This window comes from Paraglaciecola psychrophila 170 (assembly GCF_000347635.1).
Lineage (GTDB): Bacteria > Pseudomonadota > Gammaproteobacteria > Enterobacterales > Alteromonadaceae > Paraglaciecola > Paraglaciecola psychrophila.
Genome location: NC_020514.1, coordinates 292,149 through 310,162, shown reverse-complemented (window position 1 = coordinate 310,162; position 18,014 = coordinate 292,149). Strand labels below are relative to the sequence as shown.

At 40.5% G+C, this 18,014-nt stretch carries 19 protein-coding genes; 7 read left to right on the top strand and 12 right to left on the bottom strand.

Translation table 11 applies throughout. From position 1 onward, the window contains the following. Positions 1-47: 47 nt before the first annotated feature. Both C427_RS26130 and C427_RS01320 read left to right on the top strand, forming a co-directional pair. Positions 48-221, top strand: coding sequence for a hypothetical protein (locus C427_RS26130; RefSeq protein WP_007637924.1), 174 nt, complete (start codon positions 48-50; stop codon positions 219-221). Between the two features lie 44 nt (positions 222-265). After that, entirely contained in the window at positions 266-469 is a 204-nt protein-coding gene (locus C427_RS01320) for a hypothetical protein (RefSeq protein WP_409371889.1), read from the top strand. A 30-nt stretch (positions 470-499) separates the two neighbouring features. Here the strand turns inward: C427_RS01320 and C427_RS01315 are convergent, their stop codons facing one another. Then, the gene (locus C427_RS01315; RefSeq protein WP_007637926.1) at positions 500-1,348 is read right to left on the bottom strand and encodes a LysR family transcriptional regulator; all 849 of its coding nucleotides are present in this window, start codon (positions 1,346-1,348) and stop codon (positions 500-502) included. A 246-nt stretch (positions 1,349-1,594) separates the two neighbouring features. Here C427_RS01315 and C427_RS01310 point away from each other — a divergent pair, with 246 nt between their 5' ends. The 3 genes from C427_RS01310 to C427_RS01300 are packed head-to-tail and all read left to right on the top strand — an operon-like array spanning position 1,595 to position 4,989. Then, entirely contained in the window at positions 1,595-3,040 is a 1,446-nt protein-coding gene (locus tag C427_RS01310) for a RimK family protein (RefSeq protein WP_187292393.1), read from the top strand. Next, a complete protein-coding gene (locus C427_RS01305; RefSeq protein ID WP_007637929.1) occupies positions 3,040-4,197 on the top strand; it encodes a GNAT family N-acetyltransferase/peptidase C39 family protein in 1,158 nt (385 codons plus the stop codon). Before C427_RS01310 ends, C427_RS01305 begins: the two co-directional genes overlap by 1 nt. 3 nt (positions 4,198-4,200) lie before the next feature. Next, positions 4,201-4,989, top strand: a complete 789-nt coding sequence (locus C427_RS01300) for an RMD1 family protein (RefSeq protein ID WP_007637930.1) — start codon at positions 4,201-4,203, stop codon at positions 4,987-4,989. Positions 4,990-5,024: 35 nt separating this feature from the next. Here the strand turns inward: C427_RS01300 and C427_RS26125 are convergent, their stop codons facing one another. From C427_RS26125 to C427_RS01295, 3 genes are all read right to left on the bottom strand, one after another. Continuing rightward, a complete protein-coding gene (locus tag C427_RS26125) occupies positions 5,025-5,171 on the bottom strand; it encodes a hypothetical protein (protein WP_007637931.1) in 147 nt (48 codons plus the stop codon). An 11-nt stretch (positions 5,172-5,182) separates the two neighbouring features. Beyond that, positions 5,183-5,308, bottom strand: coding sequence for a hypothetical protein (locus C427_RS28040; protein WP_007637932.1), 126 nt, complete (start codon positions 5,306-5,308; stop codon positions 5,183-5,185). Positions 5,309-6,036: 728 nt separating this feature from the next. Beyond that, the gene (locus tag C427_RS01295) at positions 6,037-7,218 is read right to left on the bottom strand and encodes an acyl-CoA dehydrogenase (RefSeq protein WP_007637935.1); all 1,182 of its coding nucleotides are present in this window, start codon (positions 7,216-7,218) and stop codon (positions 6,037-6,039) included. 131 nt (positions 7,219-7,349) lie between these two features. Here C427_RS01295 and C427_RS01290 point away from each other — a divergent pair, with 131 nt between their 5' ends. Together C427_RS01290 and C427_RS01285 are read left to right on the top strand one after the other, a co-directional pair. Next, positions 7,350-8,231: a LysR family transcriptional regulator gene (locus tag C427_RS01290; protein WP_007637936.1), complete on the top strand. Its 882-nt coding sequence runs from the start codon at positions 7,350-7,352 to the stop codon at positions 8,229-8,231. A 274-nt stretch (positions 8,232-8,505) separates the two neighbouring features. Continuing rightward, positions 8,506-9,306, top strand: coding sequence for an IclR family transcriptional regulator (locus C427_RS01285; RefSeq protein ID WP_007637937.1), 801 nt, complete (start codon positions 8,506-8,508; stop codon positions 9,304-9,306). Positions 9,307-9,455: 149 nt separating this feature from the next. On the opposite strand, the gene C427_RS01280 is transcribed toward C427_RS01285, so the two are convergent. The 8 genes from C427_RS01280 to C427_RS01245 form a co-directional block, all read right to left on the bottom strand. Next, positions 9,456-10,385 carry a putative 2-dehydropantoate 2-reductase gene (locus C427_RS01280; protein WP_007637938.1) on the bottom strand — a complete coding sequence of 310 codons (930 nt, stop codon included), beginning with the start codon at positions 10,383-10,385 and terminating at the stop codon, positions 9,456-9,458. 109 nt (positions 10,386-10,494) lie between these two features. Then, on the bottom strand, positions 10,495-11,661 hold the full coding sequence (locus tag C427_RS01275) for a TRAP transporter large permease (protein WP_236613733.1): 1,167 nt from the start codon (positions 11,659-11,661) through the stop codon (positions 10,495-10,497). A gap of 178 nt (positions 11,662-11,839) precedes the next feature. Next, complete coding sequence (locus C427_RS01270; RefSeq protein WP_236613732.1) at positions 11,840-12,343, bottom strand: TRAP transporter small permease; 504 nt, start codon at positions 12,341-12,343, stop codon at positions 11,840-11,842. Positions 12,344-12,395: 52 nt separating this feature from the next. After that, on the bottom strand, positions 12,396-13,460 hold the full coding sequence (locus C427_RS01265; RefSeq protein ID WP_226991144.1) for a C4-dicarboxylate TRAP transporter substrate-binding protein: 1,065 nt from the start codon (positions 13,458-13,460) through the stop codon (positions 12,396-12,398). A gap of 152 nt (positions 13,461-13,612) precedes the next feature. Beyond that, positions 13,613-14,029, bottom strand: coding sequence for a PaaI family thioesterase (locus C427_RS01260; protein ID WP_007637942.1), 417 nt, complete (start codon positions 14,027-14,029; stop codon positions 13,613-13,615). A gap of 16 nt (positions 14,030-14,045) precedes the next feature. After that, entirely contained in the window at positions 14,046-14,780 is a 735-nt protein-coding gene (locus C427_RS01255) for an enoyl-CoA hydratase-related protein (protein WP_007637944.1), read from the bottom strand. 73 nt (positions 14,781-14,853) lie between these two features. Then, positions 14,854-15,831 carry an NAD(P)H-dependent flavin oxidoreductase gene (locus C427_RS01250; RefSeq protein ID WP_007637945.1) on the bottom strand — a complete coding sequence of 326 codons (978 nt, stop codon included), beginning with the start codon at positions 15,829-15,831 and terminating at the stop codon, positions 14,854-14,856. An 82-nt stretch (positions 15,832-15,913) separates the two neighbouring features. After that, positions 15,914-18,010, bottom strand: a complete 2,097-nt coding sequence (locus tag C427_RS01245; protein WP_007637947.1) for a 3-hydroxyacyl-CoA dehydrogenase NAD-binding domain-containing protein — start codon at positions 18,008-18,010, stop codon at positions 15,914-15,916. Positions 18,011-18,014 lie beyond the last annotated feature (4 nt).

Sequence of the window (18,014 nt, the reverse complement as noted above, 5' to 3'; positions counted from 1 at the left end):
TTGCATTTGATGCAAATATTTTATTAACCCCTTTTTTGGACAAAGTAATGAGCAAAAATTTTCATTTGAAAAAAAATGATTACGAGAAAATTAACGGTGCTGAAAAACATAGATTTAATGCTGAATACAGCGATGAGTTAGAGTTTAAATCAAAAAAAGGTAGAAAAGTATCCCAGCGAAGAACAGATGAAAAACTCCACGAATTCGCCGAATTACATTAATAAATTCACAATTTGAGAATATGATGAAAAAGTTATTGTTAACATTGAGTTTATTATTATCAACAACCGTCATGGCTGATGATCGTCCGGTAGCAGACAAAAAACTTATTACCGAACTTAAACAATATTGCACAGAATTAGCACAAGAAGTCGGTACTGATGGCAAAGAGCTAAAAGTGTATATGCTGGAATGTGTGAATGAAGAACTAGACTCGGAAGGTTATCAACTGCTGACTGAGCTGGTATAAAATTTTTTAACATCTTTATAAAAGGGCGTATTAGCGCCCTTTTTTGTTTTTAAGCATCTGTGTAAACACATCAATAAATTGACTTAATCCCGCGTTTTTAGTGTGTTTCAAATAAATTAAATAAACTTTAACTGATAACGGGACTAAAGACTCTAACATCACCAATTCACCTTTGCTCACTAAAGATTGTGCAATTTCTTCAGGTAGAATAATGGCACTTTCATTAGTAGACAGATAATTCAAAGCAACTTGAAGCGAGCCAGTGCGCATGCCAGCTTTTTTAATCTCCGGATAGATTTTTTCAATCACTTCGTTAATTTTTGTACCCCAGTCCAACGAAATATTCAGATGTTCAAGTGGTTGCTTAGCTAACGCGACTGAACAACACAATGACAACATTGACTCACTTAATTCGAGTATTTCAACGTCATCAGATTTAAAAGGCACGGTTGTCAGGGCCAAGTCGATACTGTGCTCATGCACTAATCTACTTAGCTGTTCGCTATTGCATATCTCTGCTCTTATGGACACATCTTTAAGGTGACTATTGACCACATCTAACCCCTGTTTTAAATATATATCCCAAGCATTAGGGGTGCTGGCGATGCTCAAATATTGAATCCCTTCCTCATTCATTGCAGCCCGAGCCTGTTCGAGCGTATCGGCAAGTGTGACCGCGAAAGGCAGCAATTTTTCGCCTGCAACAGTAAGTTGCAGGCTATTTCTATTGCGTATAAAAAGCGCCGAATTAAAATATTCTTCAAGCTGCTTAATGCGCGCACTGACCGCTGACTGAGTCAAATACAAGTTTTCAGCCGCTTTACCAAAATGTCTGGTTTGCGCCACTTCCATAAAGGTTACTAGAAATCGAATATCCATAATAAAATCACAATATAGTAGAGATATGTTTGGGTGCCTAAATACAACGAATCAGACATCAACACACCTTAAAAATAGTCACCCGTATTCTGCTATTGAGTGCTGATTTTATCCACTATTTATTTGTTCCTGACGAGTAAAATATTTAAGCATGGAATGTATTCACAAATCCCATAAAAAACGTACTATCCGCCAAATTCCGTGTTTCTAAAATGGCTCCTAACAAAATGTGTTTGCATGAATAACATACGTAAAACCCTCATTGTCCTAAACGATAGTCTCAATATCGAGAGCGTTAACGCGACAATTGTTAATTTTAATCAATATTTGGCAGAGTTTCCTAAAAAGGGAAATATCACCACTAGATTGATTAACTTATGTGACCCGACTCAATATTTAAGTCAGGGCTACTATTGCTCACTGTTAGCAGAAGCGCGGCAGCATCAAGTTTTACCTAGTGTTAGCACTATTAATGATTTAACCTGCCAGCCAGGAGGATTGGTGCTGGTAATACCTAATAATGTCTCAAGAGTGTATGCAAAAGATAAGTCTGCTGATGAGTTAGTTTATTTTGGTTGGCATAGCGACGAAAACATCAACAAAATTGCACAATATGTGTTCGCACAATATCCTGCACCGATTTTAAAGTTGGTCTTAAACTGGCGTGATAATAAGTTGTTTGCAACTCTCAGCTTATTTGCTCTAGCGGAACTAAACCCAGAACAACATACAACGCTGCAACAAAGGTTAGATAACTTCACTAATAATGTGTGGCGCAGCAATAAAAATCGTAAACGTTTCCGCTGGGATATGGCCATATTGGTTAATCCTGAAGAAGATACACCTCCGAGCGACCAGAAAGCCTTAAGTCATTTTGTTAAGGCTGCCAATAAATTTGGCATTAATGCTGAGCTGGTTACGGTTGATCAAATTGGCTTACTGAATCGCTACGATGCGTTGTTTATTCGTGAAACAACAGCAATCCGCCATCACACTTACCAACTTGCCCGGCAAGCCGAAAAAGAAGGCTTGGTAGTCATTGACGATGCCACATCCATTTTACGTTGCTGCAACAAAGTATTTTTACATGATGCATTTAGCTACAACAGCGTACCGTCACCAAAAACACAATTTGTGTCTGATGCCACTACGACCACACTGGAGCAATTAGAGCAAGATTTCACATATCCGATGGTGTTGAAACTGCCAGAAAGTTCGTTCTCCAAAGGCGTTTTTAAGGTTGCTGACCGCGAAGCACTGCAGCACAAACTATGTTCGATACTGGCTGACTCAGCCATTATCTTGGTACAGGAATATTTATACACCGAATATGACTGGCGAATTGGTGTGCTAAATGGTCGCTCTATTTACGCCTGTCGATATCACATGGCTAGAAATCACTGGCAGATCTATAACCACGGAGCGAAGCGCTTTTCAACAGGTGATTTTGAAACCATGGCCACTTTTGAAGTACCGCGCCAAGTATTAGAAACGGCGGTCAAAGCCTGCTCCTTTATTGGTAGCAGTTTATATGGTGTGGATTTAAAGCAACTGGGTGACAAAGTGTATGTGATTGAAGTAAACGATAACCCGAGCATCGAACATGGCGTTGAAGACCGTTATCTTGGCTACGAGTTATACATGCAAATTATGCAAGAGTTTGCCAATCGTCTCGAACAAAGAGGCCGCTAATGATGGCGGCTTCTGCAATCACCGTAACCAGTAACGCTAACTTAAAGAATATAGAAGTCCGAGAAGTCATTTCTGCAGACCTGACACAACTGATCGCTTTAGAAAAACGCTGCTTTGCTTCTGACAGATTGAGCAAACGCAGCTTTTCGTACTGGATTAAGTCGACTCACCGAGTGTTTTTAGTAGCTGAATGTGACGGGCAAATTGTAGCTTATGGTTTGGTTATCATGCGCAAAGGGACGCGCTTGGCAAGGTTATATTCAATCGCCGTTGACCAAAATATTGAAGGAAAAGGTATCGGTCGACAGTTACTTCTCGCACTGGAAAACAAAACTGTAGCCGCGGGCAAGTTATTTCTCAGGCTAGAAGTAGAAAAAACCAATCAACGCGCTATAAGTTTATACCAGTCGATGGGCTACAAGATATTTGGCGACTACGAACACTATTACGAAAATAATGGTGATGCCTTTAGAATGCAAAAAGCTATACGCCAGGCTGCACAGTTTGACAGATTACCTTCATACCCTTGGTATGCCCAAACCACAGACTTTACTTGTGGCCCAGCTGCATTGATGATGGCGATGAATAGTCTATCTCATACAGTTTTAATGGATCAGGCTTTAGAGTTAGATCTTTGGCGTGAAGCCACCACTATTTTTATGATGGCGGGTCATGGCGGCTGCCATCCCATAGGCCTAGGGTTGGCCGCGAAAAAAAGAGGTTTTGAGGTCAATGTATTCATTAATAACCCCTTACCCCTGTTTACGTCTGGTGTTCGCCAAGAGGTGAAAAAAACAACCATTGAGTTAGTTGAGAATCAATTTTACGCCAGGGCGCTTCAAGAAAATATACCCATTATGTTTGAAGACTTTGACTTACAAACAATAAAAACAGCACTCAGCAATGGCAGCAAAGTGCTCACCCTGATTAGCACATACCAAATGGATGGCTATAAGGTTCCCCACTGGATAACCATTACAGCGATAGATAACGAATGTCTTTACCTTCATGACCCTAGTGTGCCTGAAGACCATGCGACCGGGTTTGACTGCCAACATATTCCGATAGCCTTAGAAGATTTTGTTAAATTATCTAGTTACGGAAAAACCAAATTACGCACGGCTATCGTAATATCTAAAATGGTTGTTAAGGAGTAACACATGACTATTACCTTCACTACTAATGATGTTGAAGTCTCCCTGCTAGGCAATACGATTCGTTTGGATTTACTTAACGAACAGATCTCTAAAATATATTTTGTAAAACGTTATCGCGATGTATTAAGTATCAGTACGCCCAAAGGGCAAATGTATATTTTTGACTATGGCGTAGCCATAAGCTGGGGAATAATTGACAATAAAAAGTCACAATTACTGAATATGGTTCAAGAGCATGTCAGTGAAACAAACTTACAAAAAGATACCGAACGGTTTCACTTTAAAATAACCGAAAATGCTTCAGTCTCAATGATTGACGACACGATCACTTTACCCGACAACAAAACTATGACGTTATTGGCAGCCAGTCATGCGCTGGCTCAGTCAGCTAAGTTAGGTAGGTTTGAAGTAATGGCTGAACGCACGATCAAAGACAATGCTTATCTATCTCAAACCTTAGCTAAAACCGGAAAAATTCCACTCAGTCGTAAAAAGTTATCCATGTTACGAGGGGCATTGTTCAGTACCAAGAGTGACATTTTATTGCACTTTAATTTACTAGATACACCTGAATTTTTCTGGGAATACCCAGAACAAGAGCAAAAATATCTTACCGTAAGTAAATATTTGGACTTAAAGCCTCGAGTCGAACTACTGACTATGAAACTTGCCACCATCAATGAATTACATGAAATGCTGGCAGCAGAACAAAATCATAAACATTCATCGTTTTTGGAATGGATTATTATCATTTTAATTGCGGTTGAAATCGTGATGTTTTTAGTTGATTAGATAATGAGGTGACGAAAATGTGTATTCAAAAGCAATTACGCAATAGGCAAGGCCTGTAGTTGTTGCGCATACAGTGTTTGCATAGCTATTTTTTGATTATCTGTACTAAATCCTCCTAATGCACACAACAATAAAACAGCTGATGTGAACTGAGTAATATCTAGTCTTACATCATGGCTCATTAATGTATAGATTACTTGGCCAACCGCTTTGGATCTGAAGTTTGTACCATGCTCTTCACATTTGCCTTGAGCTCATCACTACTGGCTTGTGTAAATAAACCATAGTGAGCTTGGTCAATAAGTTGTTGTTGAGACATATTTACTGCACATATTTTTATCTGCTGTGCTTGCCCGACCAAACTCGCAACGCTTCATGAATTGGTGTGAGTAAACACTGGGCCGATAAAAGGAAAGCCATCAACTGGGACAATCAGGCCAATTTTTGTCGGAGCTTTAGACGACAACCAAAAACTCACAAAGCGACTCAAACTATGACCAATCAACGCAGTTTTTTGCAATTTATGGGAGCTTATGTCGGCTAATACCGGTTGTTTAACCGCTGTAAGTGATGGGTTTTCACGCGACTGACATTAAAGCTTCATTGGTTTAATCTTCAATAACTTGCACAAAAACACTTACACAACAAACACCCGCATGTATTACTATTTCGATTTTACCTGTTTGCACTGGGTAGATCTCACCATAAAATTTCTACCATTGTGCTCGGTTTAGACACGCACAGATAATGGATGAGATCAATTTTTGTAAGTGATTAATCCAACATAGATACTATAGCTAAGCTCAGTCATTTTACGCTTATATTGTTGGGTTTGTGTCATAAGTTGGTACCCTCAAAAATTGAAATTCGATTTGCAGATTAACGCCTTACAATCTCGCCTACATAATGCTGGTTATTGAGTAAATTTAAAATAAAGAGAGGTGTAATTACGCAAGGGTTGAGGTTCGTTTGTGACGTTTAGGCAGAATGCGAAGCCGCACTAAGACGGCTTCAATGAACAAGGTTAATGGCGCTATACGCTAATGTTTAATAAAAAGCCTGAATATCAGTGATGGCACGCCCTAAAATTAGAGCATGAACATCATGAGTACCTTCATAGGTATTAACGGCTTCCAGATTCATGACATGGCGAATAACGCCATATTCGTCACTAATACCATTGCCACCATGCATATCACGAGAAACGCGAGCAATATCAAGAGACTTACCGCAATTATTACGTTTCATCAACGAAATTAATTCAACTGGGCACTGGTTTGCATCCATTAAGCGGCCCATTTGTAAGCAGCCCTGTAAGCCAAGCGCTATCTCCGTTTCCATGTCAGCCAGTTTCTTTTGAATTAACTGATTAGCAGCCAAAGGGCGACCAAATTGTTCACGATCTAAGGTATAAGTTCTAGCAGCATTAAAACAAAATTCTGCTGCGCCAATTGAGCCCCAAGCAATACCGTAACGGGCTTTATTTAAACAACCAAAAGGCCCTGCTAACCCTTTGATTTCTGGAAACATGTTTTCTTCTGGAACAAACACGTTATCCATAACAATTTCGCCCGTTACCGAAGCACGTAAAGAGAATTTGCCTTCTATTTTCGGTGCAGATAAACCCTGCATGCCTTTTTCCAGCACAAAACCACGAATTTTACCTTCGAGTTTGCCCCACACCACAAACACATCAGCAATAGGTGAATTAGTGATCCACATTTTATTACCCGTTAAGGAATAACCACCATCCACTTTTTTGGCGTGAGTGGTCATCGATGCTGGATCACTACCTGAGTTAGGCTCAGTCAAACCAAAACAACCTACCCATTCACCAGAAGCCAGTTTAGGTAAGTACTTCATGCGTTGTGCTTCAGTACCGTATGAATATATTGGGTGCATAACCAGTGAAGATTGCACACTCATGGCGCTACGATAACCACTATCCACACGCTCTACTTCACGAGCAACCAGCCCATAACTCACATAATTAACGTCACTGCCACCGTATTGTGAAGGCAAGGTAGCGCCCAATAGACCTAACTGGCCTAGCTCATTCATTATTTCGCGATCGAAGTGCTCATGCCTATTCGCTTCAAGCACACGAGGTAGAAGTTTTTGTTGGCAATAATCATGAGCGGTATCACGTATCATGCGCTCCTCTTCAGTTAATTGGCTATCAAGAAACATGGGATCTTGCCAGTTAAAAGAGGTTAGTTTTTGGCTCATAAAGTTACTCCGTTTATATACTTGTATAGGTAATAGTCTAATTTATCGGATTACTCTATGCTTAAAACAAGAATAAATATAATATATAGTTTTTATATTTTTGATAACTTTTAATTATTGGTCCTGATGATATGAATTTGAAGCGTCTAGAATATTTTTGTCAGTTAGCCGCATTGGGTAACTTTACTCGGGCAGCACATAAAGTAGGCATCGCTCAACCCGCATTAACGGTTGCAATTCAAAAGCTAGAACAAGAAGTGGGGTTAAAGTTAATTAATCGTGCTGACAAACACTCTTTATTAACAGCCGAAGGCCAAGTCCTATATAAACTGGCTTCCCAATTATTAGGCCAAGCTAAACAAGTAGAATTAGAGTTAGAAGAGCTAAAAGATTTAGAGAGAGGCACTATTCGTTTTGGTGTTTCAGCGATGATGGGGTCTTATTACTTTCCTAAAATATTGACAGAATTCAAGCAAAAATATCCGAAAATAAAAATACACTTAGTTGACCAAGGGACTGCAGCACTTGAGAGAATGTTACTTAATAGTGAACTTGATTTAGCTTTAGTAAGGGGTGATTTAGAAAATACTCAGCTACGTTACACGCAACTTATTAATGAGGAGATAGTGGCAGGTATGGCCAGATCACATCCGCTATCCGCTGAACATACCCTATCACTAGCGCAATTTTGCCAGCAACCTCTAGTCTTGTTTCATGAGGGCTATTTTTTGCGTGAAGTAGTCAGTCAATATGCAAAAAAACATCACTTATCATTAGATATCCGCATGGAAACTAACCTTATCGAATTACAAAAGTCATTAGTTAGAAATGAGGTGGGCATTACCACATGTCTATCGCGTATTTTAGAAAACGAAAAGCAAATGACATCCACTCCCTTTGAGCCGAAGATTGAATTTAAGCTGAGCTTGGCATGGAAAAAAAATCATTATCTATCTAAAGCCAGTAAAGTATTCATGACTTATTTAAGCTCAACGGTCGAGCCTAAGAACTAAGTGTAAATTGAAATTTAGCACGAAGTTCACTCAAGCCGGTTTTTTCTTTTTTAAGTTTAATGAGCAGTAATAAGTAAAATAAGTAGAACTAGAAGCACCTATTTTTACTACTCCTTGCTACTATTAATTAATCTATAAATTTTATTCTTAAACCCATGTATAATAGCCTTTGTTATTGAAAATAATGCGTTTATTATTTTTATGGTTTTAAAAACGTATCGGCAGTTACAACAAGTCAATACGTCTAACGTGATAAATAATTGAGTAGTTCAAAATGAATACACTGACTGGTATGCCAAGAGATAAGAAGGGTGAAGTAGATCGTAAGTTTGTCGAAGCCCTTGCCAGAGGATTAGATATATTACGGGCATTTAATCCGGGTGATGGATTTCTTGGTAATCAAGAAATTGCACAACGTACCGGATTGGCTAAATCCAGTATATCTCGCCTAACTTATACTTTGACCAGCCTAGGCTATCTGACTTATTCGAAGCGATTAGAAAAATACCAGCTTGGGGCGGGCGTATTGGCTTTGGGTTATGCATTTGTTTCTAACCTTGCCATTCGCCAAGTAGCGAACCCCTTAATGAAAGACCTTTCAATTGAAACGGGTACATCGGTAGGCCTAGCAGACAGAGATCGCTTGGATATGATTTACGTTGATCATTGTGCCCCAAAAGACATTGTTACCTTCAAAAAAGAAATTGGTGATAAAATTCCAATGGCAACCACAGCCGCTGGCCGAGCTTATTTAGTCGCATTGTCAGAAGAAGAAAGAAACTTCTTCATGCGGCACTTCAAAGAAAAATTGGGTGATAAGTTTGAAGCTGTCAAAGCGGGTGTTGATCAAGCATTAGAAAACTATGAAAAATTTGGATATTGCTATTCATGGGGTGATTGGGAGCCTGATACCACTGCCATTGCTGTGCCATTAAAACTCACACAAGGTCAAATCTATGTGTTTAATGCTGGCGGACCCGCTTTTCGATTGTCGAAAGAATTTTTGAGAGATGAAGTGGCGCCACAATTAAAAAGCATGGTGCGCAATATCGAAGCAACTTTAATTCGGTTTTAGGATTTTATTCTAAATTAATTTACCGTGTGATCGATTTAATGTTTGTCACTCAGGTCTTGCTGATAGGCTAACTAGCCGAAATGAAAGAAAGTGAGCAGTCAGTATAGTCTTATTTGGATCTGCTCCCCTTTATTTACGCATCACACTTTTTATTGAACATCATCACGGCTCAAAAACTGTAGCTGCTGTGCAAGCATTTTAGCAAGTTTCATGTCTGCACCCGATCGCGCAGCACGGTCGATCATCGACTGATAAATAGCATTAATTTCCAAGGGGCGATTATGTTCATAGTCAACTTTCATACTAGGTGCGTAGTCCTGCATGTTAGTCTCGGTATTCACGAGCATTGACTCGGCCAACGAAGCGCTAAGGGGCTGCCCACAAGCATTAGCGGCAGCAATCACTTCTAGCATGATAGATTTAATTAATTCACGGGAGTCATGCTGACGAAGAAGTTCAGCCGTACTGCTATTAAGCACAACTGACAGTCCGTTAAAAGGTACATTCCAAACCAACTTTTGCCAGCGCAAAAAGCACAAATTCTCAACGGGTTTTACGTCAATACCACAAGCAAGGAAGTCTTCAGTCACCAGTCCAAGCTCGGGAGTGATGCCGGCCGCAGATTCGTCCTTGATATAATGCCCCAAACTAACCATCCCAAAATCGCTATGTTTAATATGACCGGGACCAATCTTGGTGCTACCAATAAAACACAAACCACCAATAATGCTCGCCTGAGGTAGAATATCAGCGGCGACCTGCTCCACGGCAAGTCCATTTTGCATAATCACCACGATCCCATTGTACTTTATGACCTGCGGCAGCAATACTTCAAGCAAATGATTATTCGTTGTTTTTAAAGCGACAATGGCGACATCGCAAAGTGGCATATCTTCAGGCTTGGCATATGCGTTAACAGCAACGTTGAAGTTACCGTTGATAGAATCTATCCGTAATCCCTGTTCATTAACGTGTGGGTAGTCACTGTGGAGCAAAAAATGCACATCCATTTCATTTCGGGCTAGCATAGCACCGTAATAACCACCAATAGCTCCAGTACCAATTACTGCATATTTCATTATATTCTCCACAGACTGGGTAATAAATTTTGTGAGTGTGCTTAAATTTGTGAGTCCGTTTAAAATGCGCCAATCAATAAACTTAGAAAATTTTACTTTGCTCGCACACTTACATCATAAAGTTAGGCAGTAACAATGACAGTATTGGGAAGGCGATAATCGCAATCAGTACTACAATATCCATCACTAGAAAACGTGCCACTCCCATAAAAATGTCATACACCGCAACCGAGGGTTTAGTGACACTGGCGATAACAAACACGTTTAATCCTACTGGCGGGGTGATCAAGCTTATTTCGAGTAACTTAATGACTACGACTCCAAACCATATTAGGTCTAATCCATAACCATCAACCATGGGAATTAAGAAAGGTAGGGTAAGCACCATAATACCTAGAGGATCAAGAAACATACCCAGCAACAGGTATACACCTGCGATCATTATCATCAATAACCATAGAGATACATCTGCCCCTTCAACCAGTCCAACCAATGCGGGTGCCATACCCGTTAATGCAACAAACCCAACAAAAATCTTGGCACCTGCAGCGATAAAGAAAATAGAGGTGGTTTGAGTACAAGTGTCTTTAATAGAGAGGATAAACTGCGACCAATTAAGTCTTTTTTGTATAGAACCAATGACGATGACTGCGAATGCACTGACCGCTGCGGCTTCAGTAGCAGTGAAGAAACCTCCATAAATACCACCGATGATGATAGTAAACAGCAACATTGCCGGCCAACACCTTTTTGCCGCTTTTCGGCGTTCGCCTTTTTCCAAAATGGTGTCATCAACTGGCGCTACTTCTGGATTCCGCTTTACCCAGATGTAGATAACCACTAAAAAACCAAGCAACGATATCAGTCCAGGGATCACTCCAGCCATAAAGAGGCGGCTGACTGACATTTCAGTAAAAATACCGTAAACAATAAATAATACACTTGGCGGGATCAGCGAACATAGCGTACCGCCTACGGCCACCGTAGACGTAGCCAAACGTTTGTCGTAACCCATACGTAACATTTCTGGCACACAAATTTTACCCATCGCCGATGCGCAAGCGATACTTGACCCAGTAATAGCAGAAAATCCCCCACAACCAAAAACAGAGGCCATAGCCACACCGCCAGGCAAACGTTTTAACCAAACTCGCGCCGCATGGTAGATATCAGTGGTGATACCAGTATGGTAAGAGATATGACCTAAAAGCACGAATAGCGGGATCATACTTAGGTCATAAGAGTGTACTAAAGCGAAGGTGTTAGATGAAACCATCGACAGGGTCGGAGCCACTGCACTAACAATGTCAAAACCACCATTTCGCATGGACAAAAAATAAAAGGATAAATGTAGACGACACACCCGCTAAGCTAAATGCGATTGGCACGCGAAATACAAGTAAAAGCAACGCACAGGCAAACCCTATGAGCCCAAGAATCAATGGATCCATAGTTTAACCCTCTTCTATTATGTCGTGTTCAGCGTCTGTGCGCTGCACGAGGTATTCAGTATTGCCAGTGATAGCCGCTCGCATATCTGCAACGAGAATTATCGATAAACGTATAATAAATAGTGCCGCGCCTGCAAAAAAAGCAAAGCGACCCGGCCATTCAGGCAGCTCCAACTCACCAAAAAAATAGGCGCCGCTACTGGCGGCATGAAAGAACCCCTGCCATGCGGAAAAAACCAGTGGCAGAAGTATTAATAAACTGATGAGAGAACCGATGGCTAACATCCATAATTTGGCGTGTTTGCCCAAGCGTTTGAACAAGAACTCTATGGTAATGTGACTATAATCTGCTGTGACATAAGCTAATGGCAAAAAAATAGCACCTACCATAAGCTCTCTGACGATAACCACATCGTCGGTTACTCCCCAACCAAAAAGATTTCGTGTGAGAACGGTTAGGGTAATCATTAATCCGAGGGTGACAATACACCCACCTGCGACAATCAATGCCCCCTTTTCTAATTTTTTTCAACATAATAATAAACTCTATGGGGTTAAATTAACGTGTCCAAGGGTAGCCTTCTAAATCTCGTTCTTGGCTGTATTTAATTAGGGAGGTCCTGTATTTTTCGACCATAGCTTTTCCATCAAAACCACTTTTTCTGGCTTCGTTTTCCCATTTGCCAATATGATATTGACTAGCTGAATAGAGTTTTTTTGAATCTGCGGCAGAAAGACTGATGATTTCTAACTTACGGCCATCAATCCCTTGCGTAAATCGTTGCTCTGCAGCGTCGTCAGATTTCAATACATTTTGGCCAAGGTAATCAATAAAATCGACACCTACTTCGTTAAGCACCTTTCTTTGAGACGCGCTTAATCTTGCGAGTGAATCTTGGTTTATAAAAATGCCCAAGCCAGTATAAATTCCCCAATTAAGTTTAGTTAAACTGTCTGCTACTTCATGGTGCTTCAGCGCAAGTGATGCGTTCATATAACCCTGACTGCAATCGAGCAATCCGTTGTCTAGTCCCTGATAAGCTTTATAGATATTCATCCCAACTAAATTTGCGCCTAAATCTCCAAATATCTTTCCGAAGGTGCCTACTCCTCGTACCTTTTTATCTTTTATGTCATCAAGTGTACGAACTGCATCACCTTTACATAACATGATGACGTTAGAGAGCATGTATGAGGTAACAAAGACTAAATTTTGTTTCGCTAAACTACTTGATACTTCAGGGGATTGCATGTGGTCAAAGTTGGCTTTTAATCCCACCCAAGGATCTAGATTTTCAAAGGGTAAGTTAGTCAATGAAAAAGACACCATCTCTTTAAGAAAGTAATCTGGAATAATAGTGCCTAAGTCGACGACTCCTGCAGCAATAGATTGTCGCGATGCATTTGCCTTAAATAAAGCACCACCCCACATAATATTGATTTTTAAATCACCGCCAGTACGCTTCTCAACTTCCTTCGCAAACCATTTAGTGGCTTCAGCACGAGCGCCCCGATTTGGTCCTGGCTCACCATAGGTGAGAACCGTAGCCGCGACAGCGGGTATAGCTATCAAAGTCATCACCGTTAATGTTATCGCGCTAAAAAATTTGCTAATTATATTCATTATTTTATTTCTCACAAGAGTCACGATGGTTTCGCATAGCGGAATTAGCGAACCATTTATGTTTGTTACTTTACATTAACAAACATACTGCTGCAAGAAAGTTGTTTACTAAATCTAATCAACCTTTTTAATGTTGCGTGTTCACTTTGTTACTAGCCCTTCGTATGAGTTTCATCTTTTCTATATCGAAATACGCCTTGCCCTGAAGCAATCAGATTATCAAAAGAATCGAATACTTCGGCAGAAGCATAATAGATATTTCTACCTGAAGCCGTCACTTTTCCAACAGCATAAAGCGTGTTGGATTGTGCTTGTCCTAAAAAACTAATGTTTAAGGATAGGGTCAGCGCTTTTCTATACTCAGTCGGGTCATCACTGTATGCCCCAGACAATGCTGTGGTTGCATCTAATAAGGCCGAAATAAAACCACCATGGGGTATATCTGAGCGGTTCAGATGTTCAGGTTTAAGTTCAGCACTCATTTTAATATGTTTTTCTCGCCATTCTTCAACCACAAAACCTAAATGGTTATTAAAAGGCGGCATTATTTTATTTGCCCAAGATGTCATTATATTTTTAACACTCTTATTTTATTTTTCTGGCGGCTTGAGATTCTTCGCTTTGTAATAACTCAGAAAAAATCACTAACTCATCTTCAATAATTTGACCAAGCAGCGTCTGCTGCGGTGCTTTTAGCAATCTTTTAGTGGTTCGCAAAGCGTTTTGAGGTTTGAGTGCCAATGCTTTTGCTTTAGATAAGGCAAACTCAAGTACTTCAGATTTGTCTACTTGCTGGTTAACAATACCCATATTAATAGCTGATTGCGTATTAAAAGAATCACCCAGCATTAATACTTCTGCGGCTTTACGATGACCTGCTAACAAAGGAATAAGCAGACTTGAGCCACCTTCAGGGCAAGCACCTAAATCGACAAAAGGCATTTTAAAAGTCGTGTCTGATGCATAAACCAAATCAAAATGCAGCAGCATGGTGACGCCTATACCAATAGCTACCCCAGATACTGCTCCGACGATTGGCTTAGGATAGTGATGTAGTTCACGTAATAAAATTGATGCCGGTGAAGGTTGATCAAAATCACGAGTATTAAAATCGTTTAAATCATTACCTGCTGAAAATGCATCTTGAGTGCCGTAGATCAACACAACTTTAACACTGTCATCAGACACACTGTCTTTTAGTGCTTTAGCCATAGCAAGATACATTGAGCGGGTTAAAGCATTTTTTTTCTTGGGACGATGAATACCAATATGTAAAACACCACTGTCAGTGTGAATGAGTACGTTTTCTTCAGATTCCATATTTATTGCGCCTGTTTATTGCACTATTTATTGCACTATTTATTGCACTAGATATTGCACGAGCTGACTGCACTTATTGATTATTCAGACCATTTAAACGGGATAATGCCAAGTCATATTCTGTTTTGAAGCGGGCAACAATCGTAGCCACATCAGTGACATCAGCAATACTACCTAATCCTTGGCCTGCACCCCAAATATCTTTCCAAGCCTTAGTTTTACTGCCACCCTCGGAGCCAAATTTCATTTTATTTTTATCGCCCTGCTCCAAATCATCTGGGTCTAAGCCAGCATTAGTAATACTGGGTTTAAGGTAATTTCCATGCACGCCGGTAAATAAAGAGCTGTACACAATGTCTTTGGCACTACTTTCAACCAACATAGTTTTATATGCCTGTTCGGCATTGGCTTCTTTGCTGGCAATAAAACGCGTGCCTATGTAAGCAAAGTCAGCCCCTAATGCTTGTGCTGACAATATAGAGGCACCGTTAGCAATCGAACCTGACAACGCAATAGGGCCATCAAAAAATTGTTTAATTTCACTCACTAAAGCAAAAGGACTTAACGTTCCCGCATGACCACCAGCACCAGCACACACCAACACTAATCCATCAACACCGACGTCTATTGCTTTTTGGGCATGACGCACATTAATAACATCGTGAAAAATAATGCCACCGTAAGCATGAATACGTTCAACCAAATTAGGATCTAAAGCACGCAAGCTGGTAATAATAATCGGCACCTTGAATTCGATGCAGGTGTTCACATCATCTTCTAAACGGTCGTTACTCTTGTGCACAATTAAATTAACCGCATAAGGAGAAACAATAGCGTTCGGATTGGCTACCTGATAGGCATCTAATTCAGTGATTATAGTGGTTAGCCACTCACCCAGTAACGATTGTGGGCGGGCATTAAGAGCCGGGAAAGACCCAACAATGCCAGCTTTACATTGCGCGATGACTAATTCAGGTCCAGAGATGATAAACATCGGAGCACTGATGACGGGCAAAGTTAATTTATTTTGTAATGTCTTTGGAATTGACATTTTAGTCCCCTATAAGATATTCGATGTGATCAACAAAAAATACGTTATGCCAGAAAACCAACATAACGTATTGTAAACTTGTCTAGCTATTGGCCCACTGAGTTAAGGTTTTTCCTTCTTCGACAAGTTGTTTTAATAACGCTGCAGGCTGCCAAAACTCTTCGCCGTAAGTGTCAGCAAATTCACAAACAGTGTGATAAATTTTCTCTAATCCGATGGTATCTGCATAAAACATTGGGCCTCCTCGGTATGCAGGAAAACCATAACCGAATGCGTAAACCACATCAATATCACTAGGTCGTTGTGCGATGCCTTCTTCGAGTATTTTAAAACCTTCGTTGATCAAAGCAAAAGTCAAACGATCTAAGATAGTCTTGTCACTGATGACCTTGCGTTCAACTCCCCTTTTTTTGGCTTGTGCTTCAATCACCTCCATTACTACTGGGTCGACACTTCGCTGCCTAGTCTCGGGATCGTATTGGTAATATCCTGCACCCGTTTTCTGACCTAAACGACCCATTTCATATAAAGCATCGGCAATACAATAGGTTCTGACATCACCTTTTTGTTCATCAGTTAATCCTTCACGGGCTTTATAACCAATATCTATTCCCGCTAAGTCACCTACCGCTAAGGGCCCCATTGCCATACCAAATTTTTGCATGACAGCGTCTATGTTTTGCGGGGTTGACCCTTCAAGCAAACATAATTGCGCTTCACGGGCATAATGTCGCAACATACGATTACCTATAAAGCCATAACAAACGCGAGACAATGCAGGGACTTTTTTAATGCTTTTAGCAATAGCCATCGATGTCGCTACTACTTCATCTGACGTTTCATCACCACGCACAATTTCAAGTAATTTCATGACATTAGCAGGGCTGAAAAAATGTAGGCCAATCACATCTTGTGGCCTGGACGTTGACTGAGCAATTAAATTGACGTCTTGATAAGAGGTGTTACTGGCTAAAATAGCACCTTGCTTACACACATTATCAAGCTTGGCGAATACTTGTTTTTTGATGTCTAAATTTTCAAACACCGCCTCAATAACCAAATCCATATCTGCTAAATCATTGTAATCAGTGGTCCCCGTTATCATGTCTTGGCGCTGAGTGGCTAGCTCAACAGTCAACTTACCTTTACTGACTGTCATAGCGTAATTTTTAGCGATAAGATCTTTACCCCGCTGTAAGGCTTCTTGGCTTATTTCCAGCAAGGTAACCGGGATACCCACATTTACAAAATTCATTGCAATGCCTCCTCCCATTAATCCACCACCAATAATACCCACGCGTTTGATATCTTTTAATTGGGTGTCTTTGGGTAAATCTTTCACTTTAGAAGACATTCTTTCTGCAAAGAACATATGCTGTAATGCCCCAGACTGAGATGATTGCATACACTCTACAAATAGTCGTCTTTCAACTTTTAAACCTTCATCAAAAGGAGTATTTAACGCCGCTTCAATACATTCCACAATGCGATGTGGCGCTTCTTGCCCACGAAGACGTTTACTTAATGTTTTCCTATATTCAGCGAAGAATTCAGCTGATGCAGTGGTTTTATCAACCTCTAAGTCGCTGACTCGTTTCAGCTCGGCACCTTGTGCAATCACTTCATTGGCAAAATCTAGTGCCGCGCTGAGTAAATCACCTTCAACCACTTTATCAATTAAACCAATATTGAGTGCTTGAGCTGCAGCGATAGGTGCACCGGTTGTCATTAAATCAAGTGCAGCTTTCACGCCAGTTAACCTTGGTACTCGTTGTGTGCCACCAGCACCAGGTAACAAACCTAATTTAACTTCAGGTAAACCAACTTGAGCTGAAGGTAGTGCACAACGATAATGACAAGCCAGCGCAGTCTCTAAGCCACCACCTAGTGCGGTACCATGTATGGCAGCAATGATAGGTTTTTTCGATGCTTCAAGCACAATAAGCAGCTCAGGTAATGAAGGCAACATCGGTGGTTTACCGAACTCTGAGATATCTGCACCAGCAATGAACGTGCGCCCTTCACACATCAATACTAAAGCTAAAGAGGCATCATCTTGTGCCTGTGTTACCGCATCTTGAATGCCGCTTCGTAATGCATGAGAAAGTGCGTTGACTGGCGGGTTATTTAATCGAATAACACCGATATCACCCTCTAATTGATAACTAACAACTGACATAAAT